1 protein-coding gene and 1 pseudogene are annotated in these 20,048 nt (G+C 75.6%); both read right to left on the reverse strand.

Annotated features, from left to right (window positions below):
* Positions 1–22: 22 nt before the first annotated feature.
* Positions 23–8,065, reverse strand: a pseudogene (locus ACZ514_RS26160) (type I polyketide synthase); the annotation flags it as partial.
* A 96-nt stretch (positions 8,066–8,161) separates the two neighbouring features.
* Positions 8,162–19,978: an SDR family NAD(P)-dependent oxidoreductase gene (locus ACZ514_RS26165; RefSeq protein ID WP_469125847.1), complete on the reverse strand. Its 11,817-nt coding sequence runs from the start codon at positions 19,976–19,978 to the stop codon at positions 8,162–8,164.
* Between the last annotated feature and the right edge of the window lie 70 nt (positions 19,979–20,048).

Raw genomic sequence — 20,048 nt, forward strand, 5'->3', positions numbered from 1 at the left:
TTGGATGACGTTCCGGCACGGGCTACGACTTGCCGAGCTCTTCGTGGATGAACGCGAAGATCTCTTCGGCCGAGGCGGACGCCAGTTCGTCGTGGGCGTCGGCTTCCTCGGCCTTCTCCGGGTTCGTGCCGCCCCACTTGGTGAGCAGCACCTGGAGCCGGCCGGCGATGCGGTGGCGCGCCCCGTCGTCCGGGGTGAGCCGGGTGAGGGCCGCGTCGATGCGGTCGAGGTCGGCGAGGACGGACCGGTCCGTCTCGATGTCGCCGCTCCGCAGGTGCTCGCTCAGGTGCTGGGCGAGCGCCGCGGGGGTGGGGTGGTCGAAGAGGAGGGTGGCGGACAGCTTCAGGCCGGTGTCGCCCGCGAGGCGGTTGCGCAGTTCGACGGCGCTGAGCGAGTCGAAGCCCAGGTCCTTGAAGGGCCGCGCCTCCTGGACCCCGTCGGCGGTGCGGTGGCCGAGGACCGCGGCGGCGTGTCCGCGGACCAGTTCGACGAGGAGGTGCTGCTGGTCGGCGGGTGCGGCGGCGGCGAGCCGCTGCCTGAGGGCGGCGGAGGAGGCGGTGGCCTCCTGTCCGGTGTCCGGGCCGTCGTCCGCCAGCGCCTCCTGTACGTCGGGGAGTTCGCTGATCAGCGCGCTGTGGCGCATGGCCGTGTAGGTGGGGGCGAACAGGGCCCAGTCCACGTCGGCGACGCCGACGCAGGTCTCGTCGAGGTCGAGGGCCTGCTGGAGGGCGGCGATGGCGGTGTCCGGCGCGATGCCGATGACCCCGCGGCGGCGCAGGTGCTCGTCGATGTCCTCGGAGGCCGCCATGCCGGCCTCGGCCCACGGGCCCCAGGCGACGGCGGTGGCGGGCAGGCCGTGGGCGCGGCGGCGTTCGGCGAGGGCGTCGAGGTGGGCGTTGGCGGCCGCGTAGGCGGCCTGGCCGCCGCTGCCCCACATGCCGGCGCTGGACGCGAAGACGACGAACGCGGACAGGTCGAGGCCGCGGGTGAGTTCGTCGAGCAGGTCGGCGGCGACGGCCTTGGGGCGCAGGACGTGCGCGAGGTGTCCGGCGGTGACCTCGTCCATGAACCCGTTGTCGGAGACGCCCGCGGCGTGGACGACGGCGGTCAGCGGCCGGTCGGCGGGCACGGAGGCCAGCAGGGCGGCGAGCTGGTCGCGGTCGGCGACGTCGCAGGCGGCGAGGGTGACCTCGGTGCCCGAGGCGCGCAGGGCGGCCGCGAGTTCGGTGGCTCCGGGGGCGTCCGCGCCGCGCCTGCTGGTCAGCAGCAGGTGGCCGGCGCCGCCTTCGGCGAGCCAGCCGGCGAGCCGGCTGCCCAGGGCGCCGGTGCCGCCGGTGACGAGGACGGTTCCGGTGGGCCGCCAGGGTGCGGCGGCCGGGCGGGCGGCGGGGGCGGGGGCGCGCCGCAGGCGCCGTACCCGGACGCCGGCGCCGCGGACGGCGAGCTGGTCCTCGCCGCCGGGTGCGGCCAGGACGGCGGCGAGGCGGGCGGCGGCCCGCTCGTCGAGGTCGTGGGGCACGTCGACGAGGCCGCCCCAGCGGTCGGGGTACTCGAGGGCGGCGACCCGGCCGAGGGCCCACACCTGGGCCTGGGCGCCGGTGGGGTCGGCCGTCGGGTCCGAGGGTCCTGTGGAGACGGCTCCGCTGGTCAGGTTCCACAGCGGGGCGCCGACGCCGGCGTCTCCGAGGGCCTGTGCCAGGGCGGCGGTCGCGGCGAGCGCGGCGCTGACCCCGGGCTGGGCGGCGTGCGGGCGGCTGTCGAGCGGGAGCAGGGAGAGCACGCCCGCGGGCTCCGGGCCGGTGCCGGCGCGCAGCCGGGCGGCCCAGTCGGTGCGGTCGGCGGCGGTCGCGTCGAGGCGCAGGACGGCGGTGGTGGCTCCGGCGGCGGTGAGCGCGGCGGCGGCCCGGTCGGCGAGCGGCCCGGCGGGGTCCGTGCCTTCGGGTACGACGAGCAGCCAGTGTCCGTCCTGGCGGGCGGCGGCGGCCGGGTCGGGGGCGGGCTTCCAGGTGATGCGGTAGCGCCAGGAGTCGATGGTGTGCTGCCGTTGGCGGCCGCGCCGCCACGTGGACAGGGCGGGCAGGACGCCGCGCAGCTGCTCCTCGTCGGGGAGGTGCAGGGTGCCGGTGAGGGCCTGGAGGTCCTCGCGTTCGACGGCCGCCCAGAACTCGGTGTCGGCCTCGTCCCGCGCGGTGGGCGCGCCGGCGCCGGCGGGGGCGGCGTCGAGCCAGTAGCGCTGCCGTTGGAAGGCGTACGTGGGCAGGTCGACCCGGCAGGCGGGGCGGTCGGCGAGCGGCGGGGTCCAGTCGACGGGCAGGCCGCGGGTCCAGGCGTCGGCGAGGGCGCCGAGGAACGCCTCCGGTTCGGGGCGGTCCTTGCGCAGGACGGGGGTGAGGAGTCCGGAGAAGGCGTCGGGGAGGGATTCCCCCGCCATGGCGGCGAGGACGCCCTGCGGGCCGAGTTCGAGGAAGTGGGTGACGCCCTGTCCGGCGAGGTGGGTGATGCCGTCGCCGAAGCGGACGGCGGCGCGGACGTGCTCGACCCAGTAGTCGGCCGTGAACGCGGTGATCTGCTCGCCGGTGACGTTGGAGACGACCGGGAGGGCGGGGGCGGAGTGGGTCAGGGTCCCGGCGACCTCGCGGAAGGCCTCCAGCATCGGCTCCATCAGCGGCGAGTGGAAGGCGTGCGAGACGGTCAGGCGCCTGGTCTTGCGGCCCTGTTCCGCCAGCTTCGCGGCCACGTCGAGAACGGCGTCCTCGGCGCCCGAGATCACCACGGACTCGGGGCCGTTGACCGCCGCGATGTCCGCGTCGGCGGGCAGCAGCGGGCGGACCTCGTCCTCGCCGGCCCGGACGGACACCATCGCCCCGCCCTCCGGCAGGGCGCCCATCAGCGCACCGCGCGCCGCCACCAGACGGGCCGCGTCCGCCAGGGACAGCACCCCCGCCACGTGCGCGGCCGCTATCTCGCCGATCGAATGGCCCGCGACGAAGTCGGGGCGGATGCCGTAGGACTCCAGTACGCGGAACAGCGCGACCTCGAGGGCGAACAGCGCGGGCTGCGTGTACTCGGTGCGGTGGACGTCGTCCCCGCCGCCGAAGACGATCTCCTTCAGCGGGAGGTCGAAGTGGGCACAGACCTCGTCGAAGGCGTCGGCGAACACCGGCTGGGCGTCGTACAGTTCCCGGCCCATGCCCGCGCGCTGCGCGCCCTGCCCGGAGAACAGGAAGGCGGTGCGGGCGCCCGGAACGGCCTCGCCGCGGAAGGTGCCGGGCGCCGAGGCGCCGGCCGCGAGGGCGTCGAGGCCCTCGAGGTAGCCCTCGCGGCTGTCGGCGAGAACCACGGCACGGCTTTCCAGCTGGGCGCGCCAGGACAGCAGGGCGGAGGCGGTGCTCGGCAGGTCCAGCCCGGGACGGGCCGCGGTGAGGTCGCGCAGGCGGCGCGCCTGTTCGGTCAGGGCGTCGGGGGTGCGGGCGGAGACCAGCCAGGGCAGCAGCTCGGCGGGCGCCGGCTCCTGCCCGGGCCCGGTCGTGGTCCGCGGTGCGGGCTCCTGCGGGGCCTCCTCGACGATCACGTGGGCGTTGGTGCCGCTGACGCCGAACGAGGAGACGCCGGCCCGGCGCGGGCGGCCCGTCTCCGGCCATGCGACGGCCTCGGTGAGGAGTTCCACCGCGCCCGCCGACCAGTCGACGTGCGGGGACGGCTCGTCGGCGTGCAGGGTCCTGGGCAGTACGCCGTGGCGCATGGCCATGACCATCTTCATGACGCCGGCGACACCGGCGGCGGCCGAGGTGTGGCCGATGTTCGACTTGATCGAGCCGAGCAGCAGCGGCCGGTCCCCGGGCCGGTCCTGGCCGTAGGTGGCCAGCAGGGCCTGCGCCTCGATGGGGTCGCCGAGGGCGGTGCCGGTGCCGTGCGCCTCGACCGCGTCCACGTCCTGTGCCGTCAGCCGGGCGTTGGCCAGCGCCTGGCGGATCACCCGCTGCTGGGAGGGCCCGTTGGGGGCCATGAGGCCGTTGGAGGCGCCGTCCTGGTTGGTCGCCGTACCGCGGACCACGGCGAGGACGCGGTGGCCGTTGCGGCGGGCGTCGGAGAGCTTCTCCAGGAGCAGGACCCCGGCGCCCTCGGACCAGGCGGTGCCGTCGGCGGCGGCGGAGAACGCCTTGCAGCGGCCGTCGGCGGCCAGGCCGCGCTGGCGGCTGAACTCCACGAACAGGTCGGGGGTCGGCATGACGGTGACGCCGGCGGCCAGCGCCATGGTGCACTCGCCGGCCCGCAGGGACTGGGCGGCCAGGTGGAGGGCGACGAGGGAGGAGGAGCAGGCGGTGTCGACGGTGACGGCCGGGCCCTCCAGCCCGAAGGTGTAGGCGACGCGGCCGGAGATGACGCTGGTCAGGTTGCCGGTGAGGGAGTAGCCCTCGACGCCTTCGCCGCCCATCTGCTGGAGGCCGCCGAAGTAGCCGGGCTGGGTGGCGCCCGCGAAGACCCCGATGGGGGCGGACTTCACGCTCGTCGGGTCGATGCCGGCCCGTTCGAAGGCCTCCCAGGAGGCCTCCAGGAGCAGCCGCTGCTGCGGGTCCATGGCGACGGCCTCGCGCGGCGAGATCCCGAAGAAGGCCGGGTCGAAGTCGGCGGCGTCGTGGAGGAACCCGCCCTCGCGGACGTAAGTGGTGCCGGGGTGGTCGGGGTCCGGGTGGTAGAGGGCCTCGAGGTCCCAGCCGCGGTCGGCGGGGAAGGGGCTGATGACGTCGGCGCCGGTGTCGACGAGCTGCCACAGGTCCTCGGGCGAGCGGACCCCGCCGGGGTAGCGGCAGGCCATGGCGACGATCGCGACGGGCTCGTCCTGCGCCGCCGCGCCCGCGATGTGGCCGGTGACGGCGGCGGCGCGCTCACCGAGCACTTCGGCCCGGACGAACGCGGCGACGGCGGCGGGGGTCGGGTGGTCGTAGGCGAACGCGGCGGGCAGCCGCAGCCCGGTGGCGTTGTTCAGCCGGTTGCGCAGGTTGACGGCGGCCAGCGAGTCGAAGCCCAGCTCCTTGAAGGCCCGCTGCGGGTCGATCGCGGCCGGCCCGTCGTGGCCGAGGACGGCGGCGGCGAGGGCGCGTACCAGGTCCAGGACGGTGCGGAGCTGCTCGGCCTCCGGGAGGCCCCGGAGCTGCTCGCGCAGCGCGGACCCGGCGGCCCGGCCGGCTTCCTCGTCGGGTGCGGAGTGCAGGGCGGCGAGGGCGGTCCGGGTCTCGGGGGCGCGGCGGCGGCGCAGCCAGGAGGCCATGTCGGGGAGGGCTTCGCGCAGCGGCTTGTCACCGTCGATGTCCAGGGTGGCGATGAGGGTGTCGACGTCCTCCTCGTCGACGGCCTGCCAGAACCGCTCCTCGGCCGCGTCGCGGGGGGCGCCGGTCTCGGGGGTCAGCCAGTAGTGGCGGTGCTGGAAGGCGTACGTGGGCAGCTCGACGGAGTCCGCCGGGGTGCGGGGGGCGAGGAGCGGCGTCCAGTCGACGGGGAGGCCGCGGGTCCAGGCCGCGGCGAGCGCGCCGAGGAAGGCGGTGGGCTCGGGGCGGTGCTTGTCAAGGGCGGTGGTGGCGAGGCCGTCGAACTCCTCGGGCAGGCTCTCCCGGGCCATCGCGGTGAGGACCCCGGCGGGACCGAGCTCCAGGAAGTGGCCGACGCCACGTGCGGCGAGGTGGGCGATGCCGTCGCCGAAGCGGACGGCGGCCCGGACGTGCTCGACCCAGTAGTCGGCGGAGAACTCCGTGATCGGTCCGCCGGTGACGTTGGAGACGACCGCGATCGCGGGGGTCCCGTAGGTCAGGCCTTCGGCGACCTCGCGGAAGGCGTCGAGCATCGGCTCCATCAGCGGCGAGTGGAAGGCGTGCGAGACCGTCAGCCGCTTCGTCTTACGACCCCGGTCCGCGAGCGTTGCGGCCACGGCCAGGACATCCTGCTCGGCACCCGAAATCACCACGGACTCCGGGCCGTTGACCGCCGCGATGTCGGCTTCCGCGGTCAGCAGCTCACGGACCTCGCCCTCCGTGGCCCGTACGGACACCATCGCCCCGCCCTCCGGCAGGGCGCCCATCAGCGCACCACGCGCCGCCACCAGACGCGCCGCGTCCCCCAGCGACAGCACCCCCGCCACATGCGCGGCAGCGATCTCACCGATCGAATGACCCGCCACGAAGTCCGGACGCACACCGAACGACTCCACCAGCCGGTACAACGCCACCTCGAGGGCGAACAGCGCCGGCTGCGTGAACTCGGTGCGGTGGACCTCCTCCCCGCCGCCGAACACGATCTCCTTCAACGGGACGTCGAAGTGGGCGCACACCTCGTCGAACGCGGCCGCGAACACCGGCTGGGCCGCGTACAGCTCACGCCCCATCCCCGCACGCTGCGCCCCCTGCCCCGAGAACAGGAAGGCCAGCTTCCCGGGGCGTGCCGTGCCCTCGGACAGCGACCCGTCCGGGGTGCCGTCCGCGAGGGCGCGCAGGCCGGAGCGGAAGCCGTCCGTGTCCTCGGCGAGGACCACCGCACGGTGGTCCAGCGCGGAGCGGGTCAGCGCGAGCGCTGCCGCGACGTCCGCCGCCGGGAGGGAGGTGTCGAGGCCGAGGAGGCGCTCGGCCTGGCCGCGCAGCGCCTGCGCGCTGTGCGCCGAGACCACCCACGGCAGCGGCCCGGCAGGGGCCGGGACGCGCGGCGGTCCCTCCGGCGTGCCGGCGGGCGCCTGCTCGACGATCACGTGGGCGTTGGTGCCGCTGATGCCGAACGAGGAGACGCCGGCGCGGCGCGGACGGCCGGTCCCGGGCCAGTCCACGGCTTCCGTCAGGAGTTCGACGGCGCCCGCCGACCAGTCGACCTGGGGGGTGGGCTCGTCCACGTGGAGGGTGCGCGGCAGCACGCCCTCCCGCATCGCCATGACCATCTTGATGATGCCCGCGACGCCCGCCGCGGCGGCCGTGTGTCCGATGTTCGACTTGACCGAGCCGAGCAGCAGCGGCCGGCCCTCCGGCCGGTCCTGCCCGTAGGTGGCCAGCAGGGCCTGCGCCTCGATGGGGTCGCCGAGGGCGGTGCCGGTGCCGTGCGCCTCGACCGCGTCCACGTCCTGTGCCGTCAGCCGGGCGTTGGCCAGCGCCTGGCGGATCACCCGCTGCTGGGAGGGGCCGTTGGGGGCGGTCAGGCCGCTGCTCGCGCCGTCCTGGTTGACGGCGGAGCCGCGGACCACGGCGAGGACGCGGTGGCCGTTGCGGCGGGCGTCGGAGAGCTTCTCCAGGAGGAGCACGCCCACGCCCTCGCCCCAGATGGTGCCGTCGGCGGTGGAGGAGAACGCCTTGCAGCGGCCGTCGCCGGCCAGGCCGCGCTGGCGGCTGAACTCCTGGAACAGCCACGGGTTGGGCATGACGGTGACGCCGCCGGCTATCGCCATGGAGCACTCGTCGGCGCGCAGGGCCTGGGCGGCCTGGTGGACGGCGACGAGGGAGGAGGAGCAGGCCGTGTCGACGGTGATGGCCGGGCCCTCCAGCCCGAAGGTGTAGGCGACGCGGCCGGAGATGACGCTGTTGACGTTGCCGGTGAGCGTGTAGCCCTCGACCTCGCGGTGCGGGGTTCCCGTGCCGCCGCCCAGGTAGCCGGGGTTTCCGGCGCCGACGAAGACGCCGGTACGGCTGCCCTTGAGGGTGGCGGGGTCGATCCCGGCGCGTTCGAAGACCTCCCAGGAGGACTCCAGGAAGAGCCGCTGCTGGGGGTCCATGGCGAGGGCCTCGCGCGGCGGGATCCCGAAGAAGCCCGCGTCGAACCCGGCCGCGTCGGAGACGAACCCGCCCTCCCGGACGTAGCTGCTGCCGGGGGCGTCCGGGTCCGGGTCGTAGAGGCCGTCGAGGTCCCAGCCGCGGTCGGTGGGGAAGGCGACGATGCCGTCGCCGCCTTCCGCCACCAGCCGCCACAGGTCCTCCGGTGAACCGACGTCCCCGGGGTAGCGGCAGGCCATGGCGACGATGGCGATCGGCTCCTGCTCCTTCGCCTCCGCGGCGTGCAGACGCTTGCGGGTCTGCTGGAGGTCGGCGGTGACGAGTTTCAGGTAGTCGCGGAGCTTGTCTTCGTTACTGCTGGCCATCGTGGCAGTGCCTCCGGTGGGACGGTCAGGACGGGGCCCGTGCGGGGGGGGCGCGGATCAGCTGAGACCGAGTTCCTTCTCGATGAGGGCGAACATCTCGTCGTCGCTCGCCGAGGTGATCTCCGCGGTCCCGTCGGAGGTCTGTGCTTCCTCGTCGGTGTCGTTCTCGGTGCCGGCCTGCTCGAGCTTCCACAGGATCGAGCGCAGCCGGTTCACGGCCCGTTCCCTGCCGTCGCTGCCCTCCGGCAGCGCGGCCACGGCCGTCTCCCAGCCGGCCATGGCGTCGAGCACCGCGGCCTCCCGGGTGCCCTCGCCCGGGTCCAGTTCCGTGTGCAGGAATCCGGCGAGGGCGGCGGGTGACGGATGGTCGAAGATCAGCGTGGTCGGGAGCCGGAGGCCGGTGGCCGCGCCGAGTCCGTTGCGCAGTTCCACGGCCGTGAGCGAGTCGAACCCGAGGTCGAGGAAACCGCGTTCGGTGTCGATGGCCGCCGGGTCGGGGTGGGCGAGGACGGTGCCCACCTGGGTACGGACCAGGTCGAGCAGGGCTTCGGCGCGTTCGGCACCGGTGAGGCGGGACAGCCGCTCGGCGAGGGCCGAGGCCCCCGCGGCGGCGGCCTCGCCCGCGGCCCGGCGTACGGAGGCCCGCACGAGCCCCTTGAGCACACCGGGCAGCCTGCCCGCGTCGGCCTGGCCGCGCAGCGCCGTGGTGTCCAGGCGTACGGCGGCCAGCAGGGCCTCGTCGTGGCGTGCCGCGTCGTCGAACAGGGCCAGGCCCTGTTCGGTGGCGAGCGGCAGGACACCGCTGCGGCCCATCCGCGCGAGGTCGGTGGCGTCGAGTCCGGCGGTCATCCCGCTGGATTCGGCCCACTGGCCCCAGGCGAGGGAGACGCCCGGCAGTCCGTGGGCGCGCCGGTGCTGGGCGAGCGCGTCGAGGAAGGAGTTGGCCGCCGCGTAGTTGCCCTGGCCGGGGCCGCCCATGACGCCGGCCACGGAGGAGTAGAGGACGAAGGCGGTCAGGTCGAGGCCGCGGGTGAGTTCGTGCAGGTTGACGGCGGCGTCGACCTTGGGCCGCAGTACCCGGGCCAGCCGGCCGGCGTCGAGCGAGCCGAGGACTCCGTCGTCCACGACCCCGGCGGTGTGGACGACCCCGCGCAGCGGCCGGCCGGCGGGGATCGCCGCGAGGAGGGCGGCCAGGGCGTCGCGGTCGGCGGCGTCGCACGCCACCACCTCGGCCGTCCCGCCCAGCTCCGCTATCTCCGCGACCAGTTCGGCCGCTCCGGGCGCGTCCGGGCCGCGCCGGCCGGCGAGCAGCAGGTGCCGCACCCCGTGCCGGGTCACCAGGTGCTTCGCGACGAGTGCGCCCAGGGTTCCGGTGCCGCCGGTGACCAGGACCGTGCCGTCGGGGTCCCAGCCCTGCGGAACCGTCAGCACGATCTTCCCGGTGTGCCGGGCCTGGCTCATGAACCGGAACGCCTCCGGCGCCCGCCGGACGTCCCAGGCACGGACCGGCAACGGCCGCAGCACACCCGCCTCGAACAGCCGGCCCAGCTCGGCGAGCATCTCGCCGATCCGCTCCGGACCGGCTCCCTCGACCATGTCGAAGGCCTGGTACGTCACTCCGGGGTGGAGCCGGGCGACCTCTTCGGGGTCGCGTACGTCCGTCTTGCCCATCTCCAGGAAGCGGCCGCCGCGCGGCAGCAGCCGCAGCGAGGCGTCGACCAGTTCGCCGGCCAGGCAGTCCAGCACCACGTCCATGCCCTCGCCGCCGGTGGTGACGGAGAAGTGGTCCTCGAAGAGGGCGTCACGGGAGGAGGCGATGTGCGCCTCGTCCAGCCCCAGTTCGCGCAGCACGTCCCACTTGCCCTCGCTGGCCGTGCCGAACACCTCGGCACCCAGGTGGCGGATGAGCTGCACGGCGGCCATGCCGACGCCTCCGGCGGTGGCGTGGACGAGGACCCGCTCGCCGGCCTTCAGGCCCGCCAGGTCGACGAGCCCGTAGTAGGCGGTGAGGAAGACGGTCGGGATCGCGGCGGCCTGCTCGAAGGTCCAGCCGTCGGGGATGCGGACCACCAGGCGGTGGTCGACGACCGCGACGGGGCCGAACGCGCCCCGGATGAGACCGGTGACCTCGTCCCCGACCTCGATGCCGGTGACCCCGGGGCCCACCTCGGTGACGACGCCGGCGCCCTCGTTGCCCATACGGGCCACACCCGGGTACATGCCGAGCGCGATCATCACGTCGCGGAAGTTCAGGCCCGCGGCGCGGACCGCGACACGGATCTCGCCCTCGGCGAGCTCCATCCCGCCGGCCGGGGACGGGACGAAGTCCAGGCCGTCGAGCGTCCCCGCCCTGGTGCTGTTGAGGACCCAGGACGAGCCGGCGGGCAGGACGAGGGCGCCGCCCGCTGCGGACGCGCCGGCGGACGGGACCAGGCGCGGTACGAGCAGCGCGCCGTCGCGGAGCGCGGCCTGCGGCTCGTTCCCGGTGAACACGGCGTCGGGGAAGCCGGTTCCGGGGGCGGTGCCGGCGTCGAGGAGGACGAAACGGCCGGGGTTCTCGGCCTGCGCGGCCCGCACCAGACCCCACAGGGGCGCCTGGGCCAGGTCGGTGACGTCCTCGCCGGGCAGTACGGCCACCGCACCGCGCGTGACGACGACCAGCCGGGTGGCCCCGAACCGCTCGTCGGCCAGCCAGGTCTGCAACGTGTCGAGCAGCGCGGCGGTGGTCCCGTGCACGGCTCCGGCCAGTCCTGCGGCCGGGGCGACGGCCAGGGATCCGGCGTGCAGGACGACCGCTGCGGGCACCGGCGCACCCTCGTCGAGGGCGGCCCGCAGGGAAGCGAGGTCCGCGTGGTCCGCACCCGCGCCGCCGACCGCCACCCGCGGCCCGCCGCCGGCTGCGGCGGCCGGCGGAGCGGCGGTCCAGTCGAGCCGGTACAGCGCGTCGGAGTGGCCGGCACCCGCCACGGCGGCGGTCAGCTGCTCGGCGGCGACCGTACGGGTCGCCAGCGAGGCGACGGACACGACCGGGTTGCCGGCCGGGTCCGCGATGTCGAGCGAGAGGGAATCCGGGCCGGCCGGCGTCAGCCGCACCCTCAGCCTGGACGCGCCCACGGCGTGCAGACGCACACCGCTCCAGGCGAAGGGCAGGCGTACCTGCCCCGCGTCCGTGGCCGGCCCGGCGACAGCGAGCCCGTGCAGCGCAGCGTCGAGCAGGGCCGGATGCAGTGCAAACCAGCCCGCCTCATCCTGCTGCGCATCGGGCAGCCCCACCTCGGCGAACACCACGTCACCGTCGCTCCGGCGCCAGGCCCGGGCCAACCCCTGGAAGGCCTCCCCGTACCCGTAACCGGCCGCGGCGAGCCCCTCATAGAACCCGTCGAGGTCGACCGGCTCGGCATCCGCCGGAGGCCATACGGCCAGGTCGGACAGGGGTTCGGGGGCCGTTTCGGGGGCAGGGGCGAGCCGTCCGGCGGCGTGCCGGGTCCAGAGCGCGTCGGCGTCCTCGGGACGCGAGTGGACGCTCACCGGCCGCGTGCCGTCCCCGTCGACGGCACCGACGAGCACCTGGAGCAGGACGCCACCCCGGTCGGGGATGACCAGGGGCGTCTCGATGGCGAGTTCCTCCAGCTCGCCGCAGCCCGCCTCGTCGCCCGCGCGGAGCGCGAGTTCCACGAAGGCGGTGCCCGGCAGCAGGACCGTGCCGGCCACCGCGTGGTCGGCGAGCCAGGGGTGGCTGTGCAGGGAGAGCCGCCCGGTGAGCAGCAGCTGCCCTCCGTCGGCCGGCATCACGGTGGCGCCGAGCAGCGGGTGCCGGGCAGCGCCGAGTCCGGCGGCGAGCACGTCCGCGGAGGCGGAGGCCGCGGGGCGCGGCCAGTAGCGGCTGCGCTGGAAGGCGTACGTGGGAAGGTCCACGGCGGCCCGGGCAGCCGCCGTACCGCCGGCCAGTGCGGCCCGGTCGACGGGGAGGCCGCGGGTCCAGGCCTCGGCGAGCGCGCCGAGGAAGGCCTCGGGCTCGGGCCGGTCCTTGCGCAGGACGGGCGTCAGCAGCCCGGAGAAGGCCTCGGGGAGCGACTCCCCCGCCATGGCGGCGAGCACGCCCTGCGGGCCGAGCTCCAGGAAGTGCCCCACGCCCTGCGCGGCGAGGTGGGCGACGCCGTCGCCGAAGCGGACGGCGGACCGGACGTGCTCCACCCAGTAGTCCGCGGTGAACTCCTCGACCTGCCCGCCGGTGACGTTGGAGACGACCGGAACGGACGGGGCCGCGTACTCCAGCGTCTCGGCGACCTCGCGGAACGCCTCGAGCATCGGCTCCATCAGCGGCGAGTGGAAGGCGTGCGAGACGGTGAGGCGCTTGGTCTTGTGCCCCTGGGCGGTCAGCCGCTCGGCCACGGCCAGAACGGCCGCCTCCGCACCCGAAACCACCACCGAAGAAGGCCCGTTGACCGCCGCGATGTCCACCTCGGCGGACAGCAGCGGGCGTATCTCGTCCTCACCGGCGCGGACGGACACCATCGCCCCGCCCTCCGGCAGGGCGCCCATCAGCGCACCGCGCGCCGCCACCAGACGCGCCGCGTCCCCCAGCGACAGCACCCCCGCCACGTGCGCGGCAGCGATCTCACCGATCGAATGACCCGCCACGAAGTCCGGACGCACACCGAACGACTCCACCAGCCGGTACAACGCCACCTCGAGGGCGAACAGGGCCGGCTGGGTGTACTCGGTGCGGTGGACCTCCTCCCCGCCGCCGAACACGATCTCCTTCAACGGGAACCCGAAGTGGGCGCACACCTCGTCGAACGCGGCCGCGAACACCGGCTGGGCGTCGTACAGCTCACGCCCCATCCCCGCACGCTGCGCCCCCTGCCCCGAGAACAGGAAGGCCAGTTTTCCGGGCTGGACCGGGGCCTTGGTGGTCTCGGTCAGGGCGTCGAGTCCGGCCAGCAGGCCGTCCAGGCCGGTGGCGGTCACCGCGCCCCGGTGTTCGAGCGCGGCGCGGGTGGTCGCGAGGGAGTGCGCGACGGCGCGCGGGTCCAGGCCGGTGTGCGTACGGGCGTACGCGGCGAGCCGCGCCGCCTGGGCGCGCAGGGCCTCGGCACCGCGGCCGGAGACGGTCCACGTGACCGGGCCGCCGTCCGTGTCGGGGGCCATGGGGGCGGGCGCCGTCGCGGGCGCCTGTTCCAGGACGACGTGGGCGTTGGTGCCGCTGGCTCCGAAGGAGGAGACGCCCGCGCGGCGGAGGCGACCGGTCCGCGGCCACTCCACGGACTCCGTCAGGAGTTCCACCGCGCCCGCCGACCAGTCCACGTGGGCCGACGGCTCGTCGACGTGCAGGGTCTTCGGGAGGATCCCTTCGCGCAGGGCCATGACCATCTTGATGACGCCCGCGACGCCCGCGGCGGCCTGGGCGTGGCCGATGTTCGACTTGACCGAGCCGAGCCACAGCGGCCGGTCCCCGGGCCGGTCCTGGCCGTAGGTGGCCAGGAGGGCCTGTGCCTCGATGGGGTCGCCGAGGGTGGTGCCGGTGCCGTGGGCCTCGACGGCGTCGACGTCGCGCGTGGTGAGGCGGGCGTTGGCGAGGGCCTGTTCGATGACCCGCTGCTGGGAGGGGCCGTTGGGGGCGGTCAGGCCGTTGGAGGCGCCGTCCTGGTTGACGGCGGAGCCGCGCAGTACCGCGAGGACGCGGTGACCGTTGGCCTGGGCGTCGGAGAGCTTCTCCAGGAGGAGCACGCCGGCGCCCTCGGACCAGCCGGCGCCGTCGGCGGCCGCGGCGAAGGACTTGCAGCGGCCGTCGGCGGACAGTCCGCGCTGCTTGCTGAACTCGACGAAGACGCTGGGGGTGGCCATGACGGTGACGCCGCCGGCCAGTGCCATGGTGCACTCGCCGGCCCGCAGGGCCTGGGCGGCCAGGTGCAGGGCGACGAGGGAGGAGGAGCAGGCGGTGTCGACGGTGACGGCCGGGCCCTCCAGCCCGAAGGCGTACGAGAGGCGGCCGGAGACGACGCTGCCGGAGGTGCCGGTGAGCAGGTAGCCCTCGGCGCTGTCGGCGGCGCGTTCCACGTGGCTGGCGTAGTCGTGGTACATGACACCGGCGAAGACGCCGGTGCGTGTGCCCTTGCGTTCCGCCGGGTCGAGTCCGGCGCGTTCGAAGGCCTCCCAGGAGGCTTCGAGGAGGAGCCGCTGCTGCGGGTCCATGGTGACGGCCTCGCGCGGGGAGATCCCGAAGAGTTCGGGGTCGAAGTCGGCGGCGTCGTGGAGGAACCCGCCGTTGCGGGTGTACGAGGTGCCGGGGCGGCGTCCCTCGGGGTCGTAGAGGGCGTCGAGGTCCCAGCCGCGGTCGGTGGGGAAGCCGGCGACGGCGTCGCGGCCTTCGGTGACGAGCCGCCACAGGTCCTCGGGCGAGCGGACCCCGCCGGGGTAGCGGCAGGCCATCCCGACGATCGCGATCGGCTCGTCGGGGGCGTGGGCGGGTGCCGGGGCGGCGGGGGCGGGGGTGGTGGCGGGGGTGAGGATCCCGGAGAGGAGGTGACGGGCCAGGGCGGCCGGGGTGGGGTGGTCGAAGATGAGCGTGGCTGCCAGTTTGAGGCCGGTGGCGGCGTTGAGCCGGTTGCGCAGTTCGACGGCGGTGAGGGAGTCGAAGCCGAGTTCCTTGAAGGCCGCCTCGGGGCGGATCGCCGACGGGTCGGCGTGGCCGAGCACCGCGGCGACCTGGCCGCTGACGAGAACGAGGAGTTCACGTTCGCGTTCGCTGTCGCCGAGCGGGGCGAGCCGCCGGGCGAGGGAGGAGGCCTCGGCGCCGGTGCCGGTCTCGACGGCGCGCCGGGCCGGGGTGCGGACCAGGGAGCGCAGCAGGGGGGGCAGCAGTCCGGCTGCGGCGCGCGTGCGCAGGGTCGCCGCGTCGAGGCGTACGGGGACCAGGACGGGATCGGCGTCGGTGTCGGTGTCGGCGGCGGCCGCGTCGAGGGCGGCGAGGCCCTGGGCCGCGCTGAGCGGGAGGACGCCGGCGCGGGCGGCCCAGCCGAGGTCGTCGTCCGTGAGGTGACCGGTGAGGCCGCTGGTCTCCCACAGGCCCCAGGCCAGGGAGCGGGCGGGCAGGCCCTGGTGCCGGCGGTGGGCGGCGAGGGCGTCCATGAAGGCGTTGGCGGCCGCGTAGTTGGCCTGCCCCGGGTTCCCGAAAACACCCGCGGCGGAGGAGAAGAAGACGAAGGCGGTCAGGTCCAGGTCGCGGGTCAGCTCGTGCAGGTTCCACGCCGCGTCCACCTTGGGACGCATCACCGCATCGAGACGCGCCTCCGTCAGCGAAGCCACCAGACCGTCGTCCAGCACCCCCGCCGCATGAACCACACCCCGCAAAGGACGCTCCGCCGCGATCCCCGCCAGCACCGAAGCCAGCGCATCCCGGTCCGCGGCATCACACGCCACCACCTCCACCACGGCACCCAACGCCCGCAGCGCGTCCGCCAGCTCGACCGCACCCGGCGCGTCCAGACCACGACGGCCCGACAGCACCAACGACCGCACCCCGCACTCCGACACCAGATGCCGGGCCACCAGCCCACCCAGCGCACCCGTACCCCCGGTGATCAACACCGTCCCCTCCGCATCCCACACCGCGCCCCCGGCAGGCACGACCGCGGCCCGCACCAGACGCGGGGAGAGGGCGGTGCCCGTGCGCAGGGCGAGCTGGTCCTCGCCGGTGGCGACGGCCCGTTCCAGGGCGGTGCGGGAGGCGTCGGTGCCGTCGAGGTCGACGAGCTGGATGCGGTCGGGGTGTTCGGACTGCGCCGAGCGGACCAGGCCCCACAGCGGGGCGAGGGTCAGGTCGGGCGCGGGGTCGCCGGGGCCGGTGCGGACCGCGCCGGTGGTGGTGATGACCAGGCGCGGGGCGGCGAGGCGTTCGTCGGCGAGCCAGTCGCGGAGGGTGGCCAGGAGCGCGGCCGTGGCGGCGCGGGCGGCGCGGGCCGGGTCGTCCCCGGAGCCGGAGCCGGTGGCGGTGGGGTTCGGGTGGGTGAGCAGGACGTGGGTGGGGGCGGCGGTTCCGGCGTCGAGGGCGGCGGTCAGCGCGTCCAGGTCGGGGAAGCCGGCGCCGCCGAGCTCGGCCCAGGTGCCGGGGGGCGCGTCGGCGGGCAGCGGAACGTCGTTCCAGGTGACGCGGTGCAGGGTGTCCGTGCGGGCGCCCTGGAGGCGGTCGGGGGTGACGGGCAGCAGGCTGAGGGCGTTCACGGTGGCGACGGGCCGGCCCTCGGGGTCGGCGAGGTCCACGGCGAGTTCGCCGGCGCCGGCCGGGGTGATGCGGACCCGCAGGGCGGTCGCTCCGGTGGCGTGCAGGCACACTCCGCTCCACGCGAAGGGCAGCCGGACGCCGTCGGAGGCGGTGCCGGTGCCGGTGTCGGTCCCGAGGAGCGTGGCGTGCAGGGCGGCGTCGAGGAGGGCGGGGTGCAGGCCGAAGGCCGCCGCCTCCTCACGCTGCCCGGCATCCAGCGCCACCTCCGCGTACACGGCCCCGTCCGCGCTCCAGGCCGCCTTGAGGCCCTGGAAGGCGGGCCCGTACGCGTACCCGGCCTCGGCCGTCCGCGCGTAGAACCCCTCCACCTCCAGGGACCGCGCACCGGCCGGCGGCCACACCGACAGGTCCACCGCGGGGCCGGGCGCGGCGGTGGGCGCGGCGGTGGGGGCGACGACGCCGGAGGCGTGCCGGGTCCAGGCGGTGTCGGCGCCGGGGTCGTCGGGCCGTGCGTGGACGGCCACCGGGCGGCTGCCGTCGGCGGCGGGTTCTCCGACCACGAGCTGGAGCTGGACGGTGCCGGTCGCGGGCAGTACCAGCGGGGTCTCCAGGGTGAGTTCCCGCAGCTGTCCGCAGCCCGCCTCGTCGCCCGCGCGGACGGCGAGTTCCACGAAGGCGGTGCCCGGCAGCAGGACGGTGTCGCCCACGGCGTGGTCGGCGAGCCAGGGGTGGCCGCGCAGGGATATCCGGCCGGTCAGCAGGAAGCGGTCGCCGTCGGCGGAGCGTACGGACGCGCCGAGCAGCGGGTGTCCGGCGTCGGCCAGGCCCGCGGCGGACACGTCGGCGGCGCCGGCCGCCGCGCCGGCCCAGTACCGGCGGCGCTGGAAGGCGTACGTGGGCAGGTCGACCGTACGGGGGGCGTGTCCGGCGAGCACGGCGGGCCAGTCCGGGGATGCGCCGCGGGTCCAGGCTTCCGCGAGGGAGGTGAGGAAGCGCTGCGGGCCGCCCTCGTCTCGGCGCAGGGAGCCGAGGGCGACGGCAGGCACGCCGGCGGCGTCGATGGTCTCCTGGACGCCGACGGTGAGCACCGGGTGGGCGCTGACCTCGATGAAGAAGCCGTGGCCGCGTTCGAGGAGGGCGCGGATGCCGTCCTCGAAGCGCACGGTGCGGCGCAGGTTGGCGTACCAGTACGCGGCGTCGAGTTCGGTGCCGTCGACGGGCCGTCCGGTGACCGTGGACAGGAACGGTACGCGGGTCCTGCGCGGGGTGATGCCGTCGAGGGCGCCGATGACGGCGTCGCGGATCTCTTCGACCTGGGGGCCGTGGGAGGCGTAGTCGACGTTGACGCGGCGGGCGCGGACGCCGTCGGCCTCGCAGGCGGCGAGCAGTTCGTCGAGGGCCTGGGGGGTGCCGGAGACGACGGTGGAGCGGGGGCCGTTGACGGCGGCGACGGCGAGCCGGTCGCCCCAGGCGCGGATGCGTGCGGTGACGGCGTCGGCGGTGTCGGCGACGGACATCATGCCGCCCTTGCCGGCCAGCGCGAGGAGGGCCTTGGCGCGCAGGGCGGAGACCTTCGCGGCGTCCTGGAGGGACAGGGCGCCGGAGACGGCGGCGGCGGCGATCTCTCCCTGGGAGTGGCCGACGACGGCGGCGGGTTCGACGCCGCTCGCCCGCCACAGTTCGGCGAGGGAGACCATGACGGCCCACAGGACGGGCTGGACGACGTCGACGCGGTCGAAGCCGGGTGCGCCGTCCTCCTGGCGCAGGACGCCGAGGAGGGACCAGTCGGTGTACGGGGCGAGGGCTTCGGCGCACTCGTCGAGGCGGGCGGCGAATGCCGGGGAGGATCCGTACAGTTCGACGGCCATGCCCACCCACTGGGAGCCCTGCCCGGGGAAGACGAAGGCGGTCTTGCCCTCGATGTCGGCGGTGCCCTCGACGAGCCGGGCGGCGCTGTCGCCGGCGGCGAGCCGGGCGAGCGCGTCCAGCCGGGCGTCCGCGCCGGCTCCGCCGTCGGTGCCGGTGTCCGGGCCGGCGTCGGTGCCGGCGTCGGTGCCGGTGTCCGGGCCGGCGATGACGACCGCGCGGTGGGCCAGTGCGGAGCGGGTGACGGCGAGGGAGAGGGCGGTGTCGGCGGGGCGCGGGGCGTCCGCGCCGGTGCCGGTGCCGGCGGCGAAGGCGTGCAGGCGGCCGGCCTGGCCGCGCAGGGCGGCTTCGCTGTGGCCGGAGAGCGGCCAGGGCGTGGGGGCCGCGGCCGTGAAGGGGGCGGGGCCGGCCGCCGGGGCGGGGGCGTCCTCCTCGGCGGGTGCGGCCTGCTCCAGGATGAGGTGGGCGTTGGTGCCGCTGATGCCGAACGCGGAGACGGCGGCCCGGCGGGGGCGTTCGAGGTCGGGCCACGCGCGGGCGTCGGTGAGGAGTTCGACGGCGCCCGCCGACCAGTCGACGTGCGGGGTGGGCTCGTCGACGTGGAGGGTCTTGGGGAGGACGCCGTTGCGGATCGCCATCGTCATCTTGATGACTCCGGCGATGCCGGCGGCCGCGGCGGTGTGTCCGATGTTGGTCTTCAGCGAGCCCAGCCACAGGGGGGCGTCCTGCGGCCGGTCCTGGCCGTAGGTGGCGATGACGGCCTGCGCCTCGATCGGGTCGCCGAGGGTGGTGCCGGTGCCGTGCGCCTCGACGACGTCGACGTCGCGCCCGCGCAGCCGGGCGTTGGTCAGGGCCTGGCGGATGACGCGCTGCTGGGAGGGGCCGTTGGGGGCGGCGAGGCCGTTGCTGGCGCCGTCCTGGTTGGTGGCGGAGCCCCGGATGACGGCGAGGACGCGGTGGCCGTTGCGGCGGGCGTCGGAGAGCCGTTCGAGGACGATCACGCCGACGCCCTCGCCCCAGCCGGTGCCGTCGGCGGCGGCGGCGAAGGCCTTGCAGCGGCCGTCCTCGGAGAGGCCGCGCTGGCGGCTGAACTCGACGAACAGGCCGGGGACGGACATGACGCTCACGCCGCCGGCGAGCGCCATCGAGCACTCGCCGTTGCGGAGGGCCTGCGCGGCGAGGTGCAGGGCGACCAGGGAGGAGGAGCAGGCGGTGTCGACGGTGACGGCGGGGCCCTCGAAACCGTAGTGGTAGGCGAGCCGTCCGGAGACGACGCTGCCGGAGGTGCCGGTGAGGGAGTAGCCCTCGGCGCCGCCCTGGGTGTTGTGCCCTCCGACGATGTAGGCGGGCGTCGCGGCGCCCACGTACACGCCGGTCCGGGTGCCCTTGAGGGTGCCGGGGTCGAGCCCGGCCCGTTCCAGCGCCTCCCAGGAGGTCTCCAGCAGGACCCGCTGCTGCGGGTCCATGGCCAGCGCCTCGCGCGGGGAGATGCCGAACAGGCCGGGGTCGAAGTCCGGCGCGTCGTGCAGGAAGCCGCCGGAGCGGGTGTACGTGGTCCCCGGGTGGTCGGGGTCCGGGTGGTAGAGGGTGTCCAGGTCCCAGCCGCGGTCGGCCGGGAACCCGGATATCGCGTCCCGGCCCTCCGCGACCAGGCGCCACAGGTCCTCGGGGGAGCGGACCCCGCCCGGGTAGCGGCAGGCCATGCCCACGAGGGCGATCGGCTCGCTGCCCCGGCTCTCGGCCTCACTGAGCCGCTGCCGGGTCTCGTGGAGCTCGGCGGCCACTCGCTTGAGGGACTCGACCAGCTTGTCCTCGTTCGCCATCGCGGCGTGTCCTTCCCTGTTCTCGGGGTCG

The organism is Streptomyces sp. NPDC034086, from assembly GCF_055575515.1.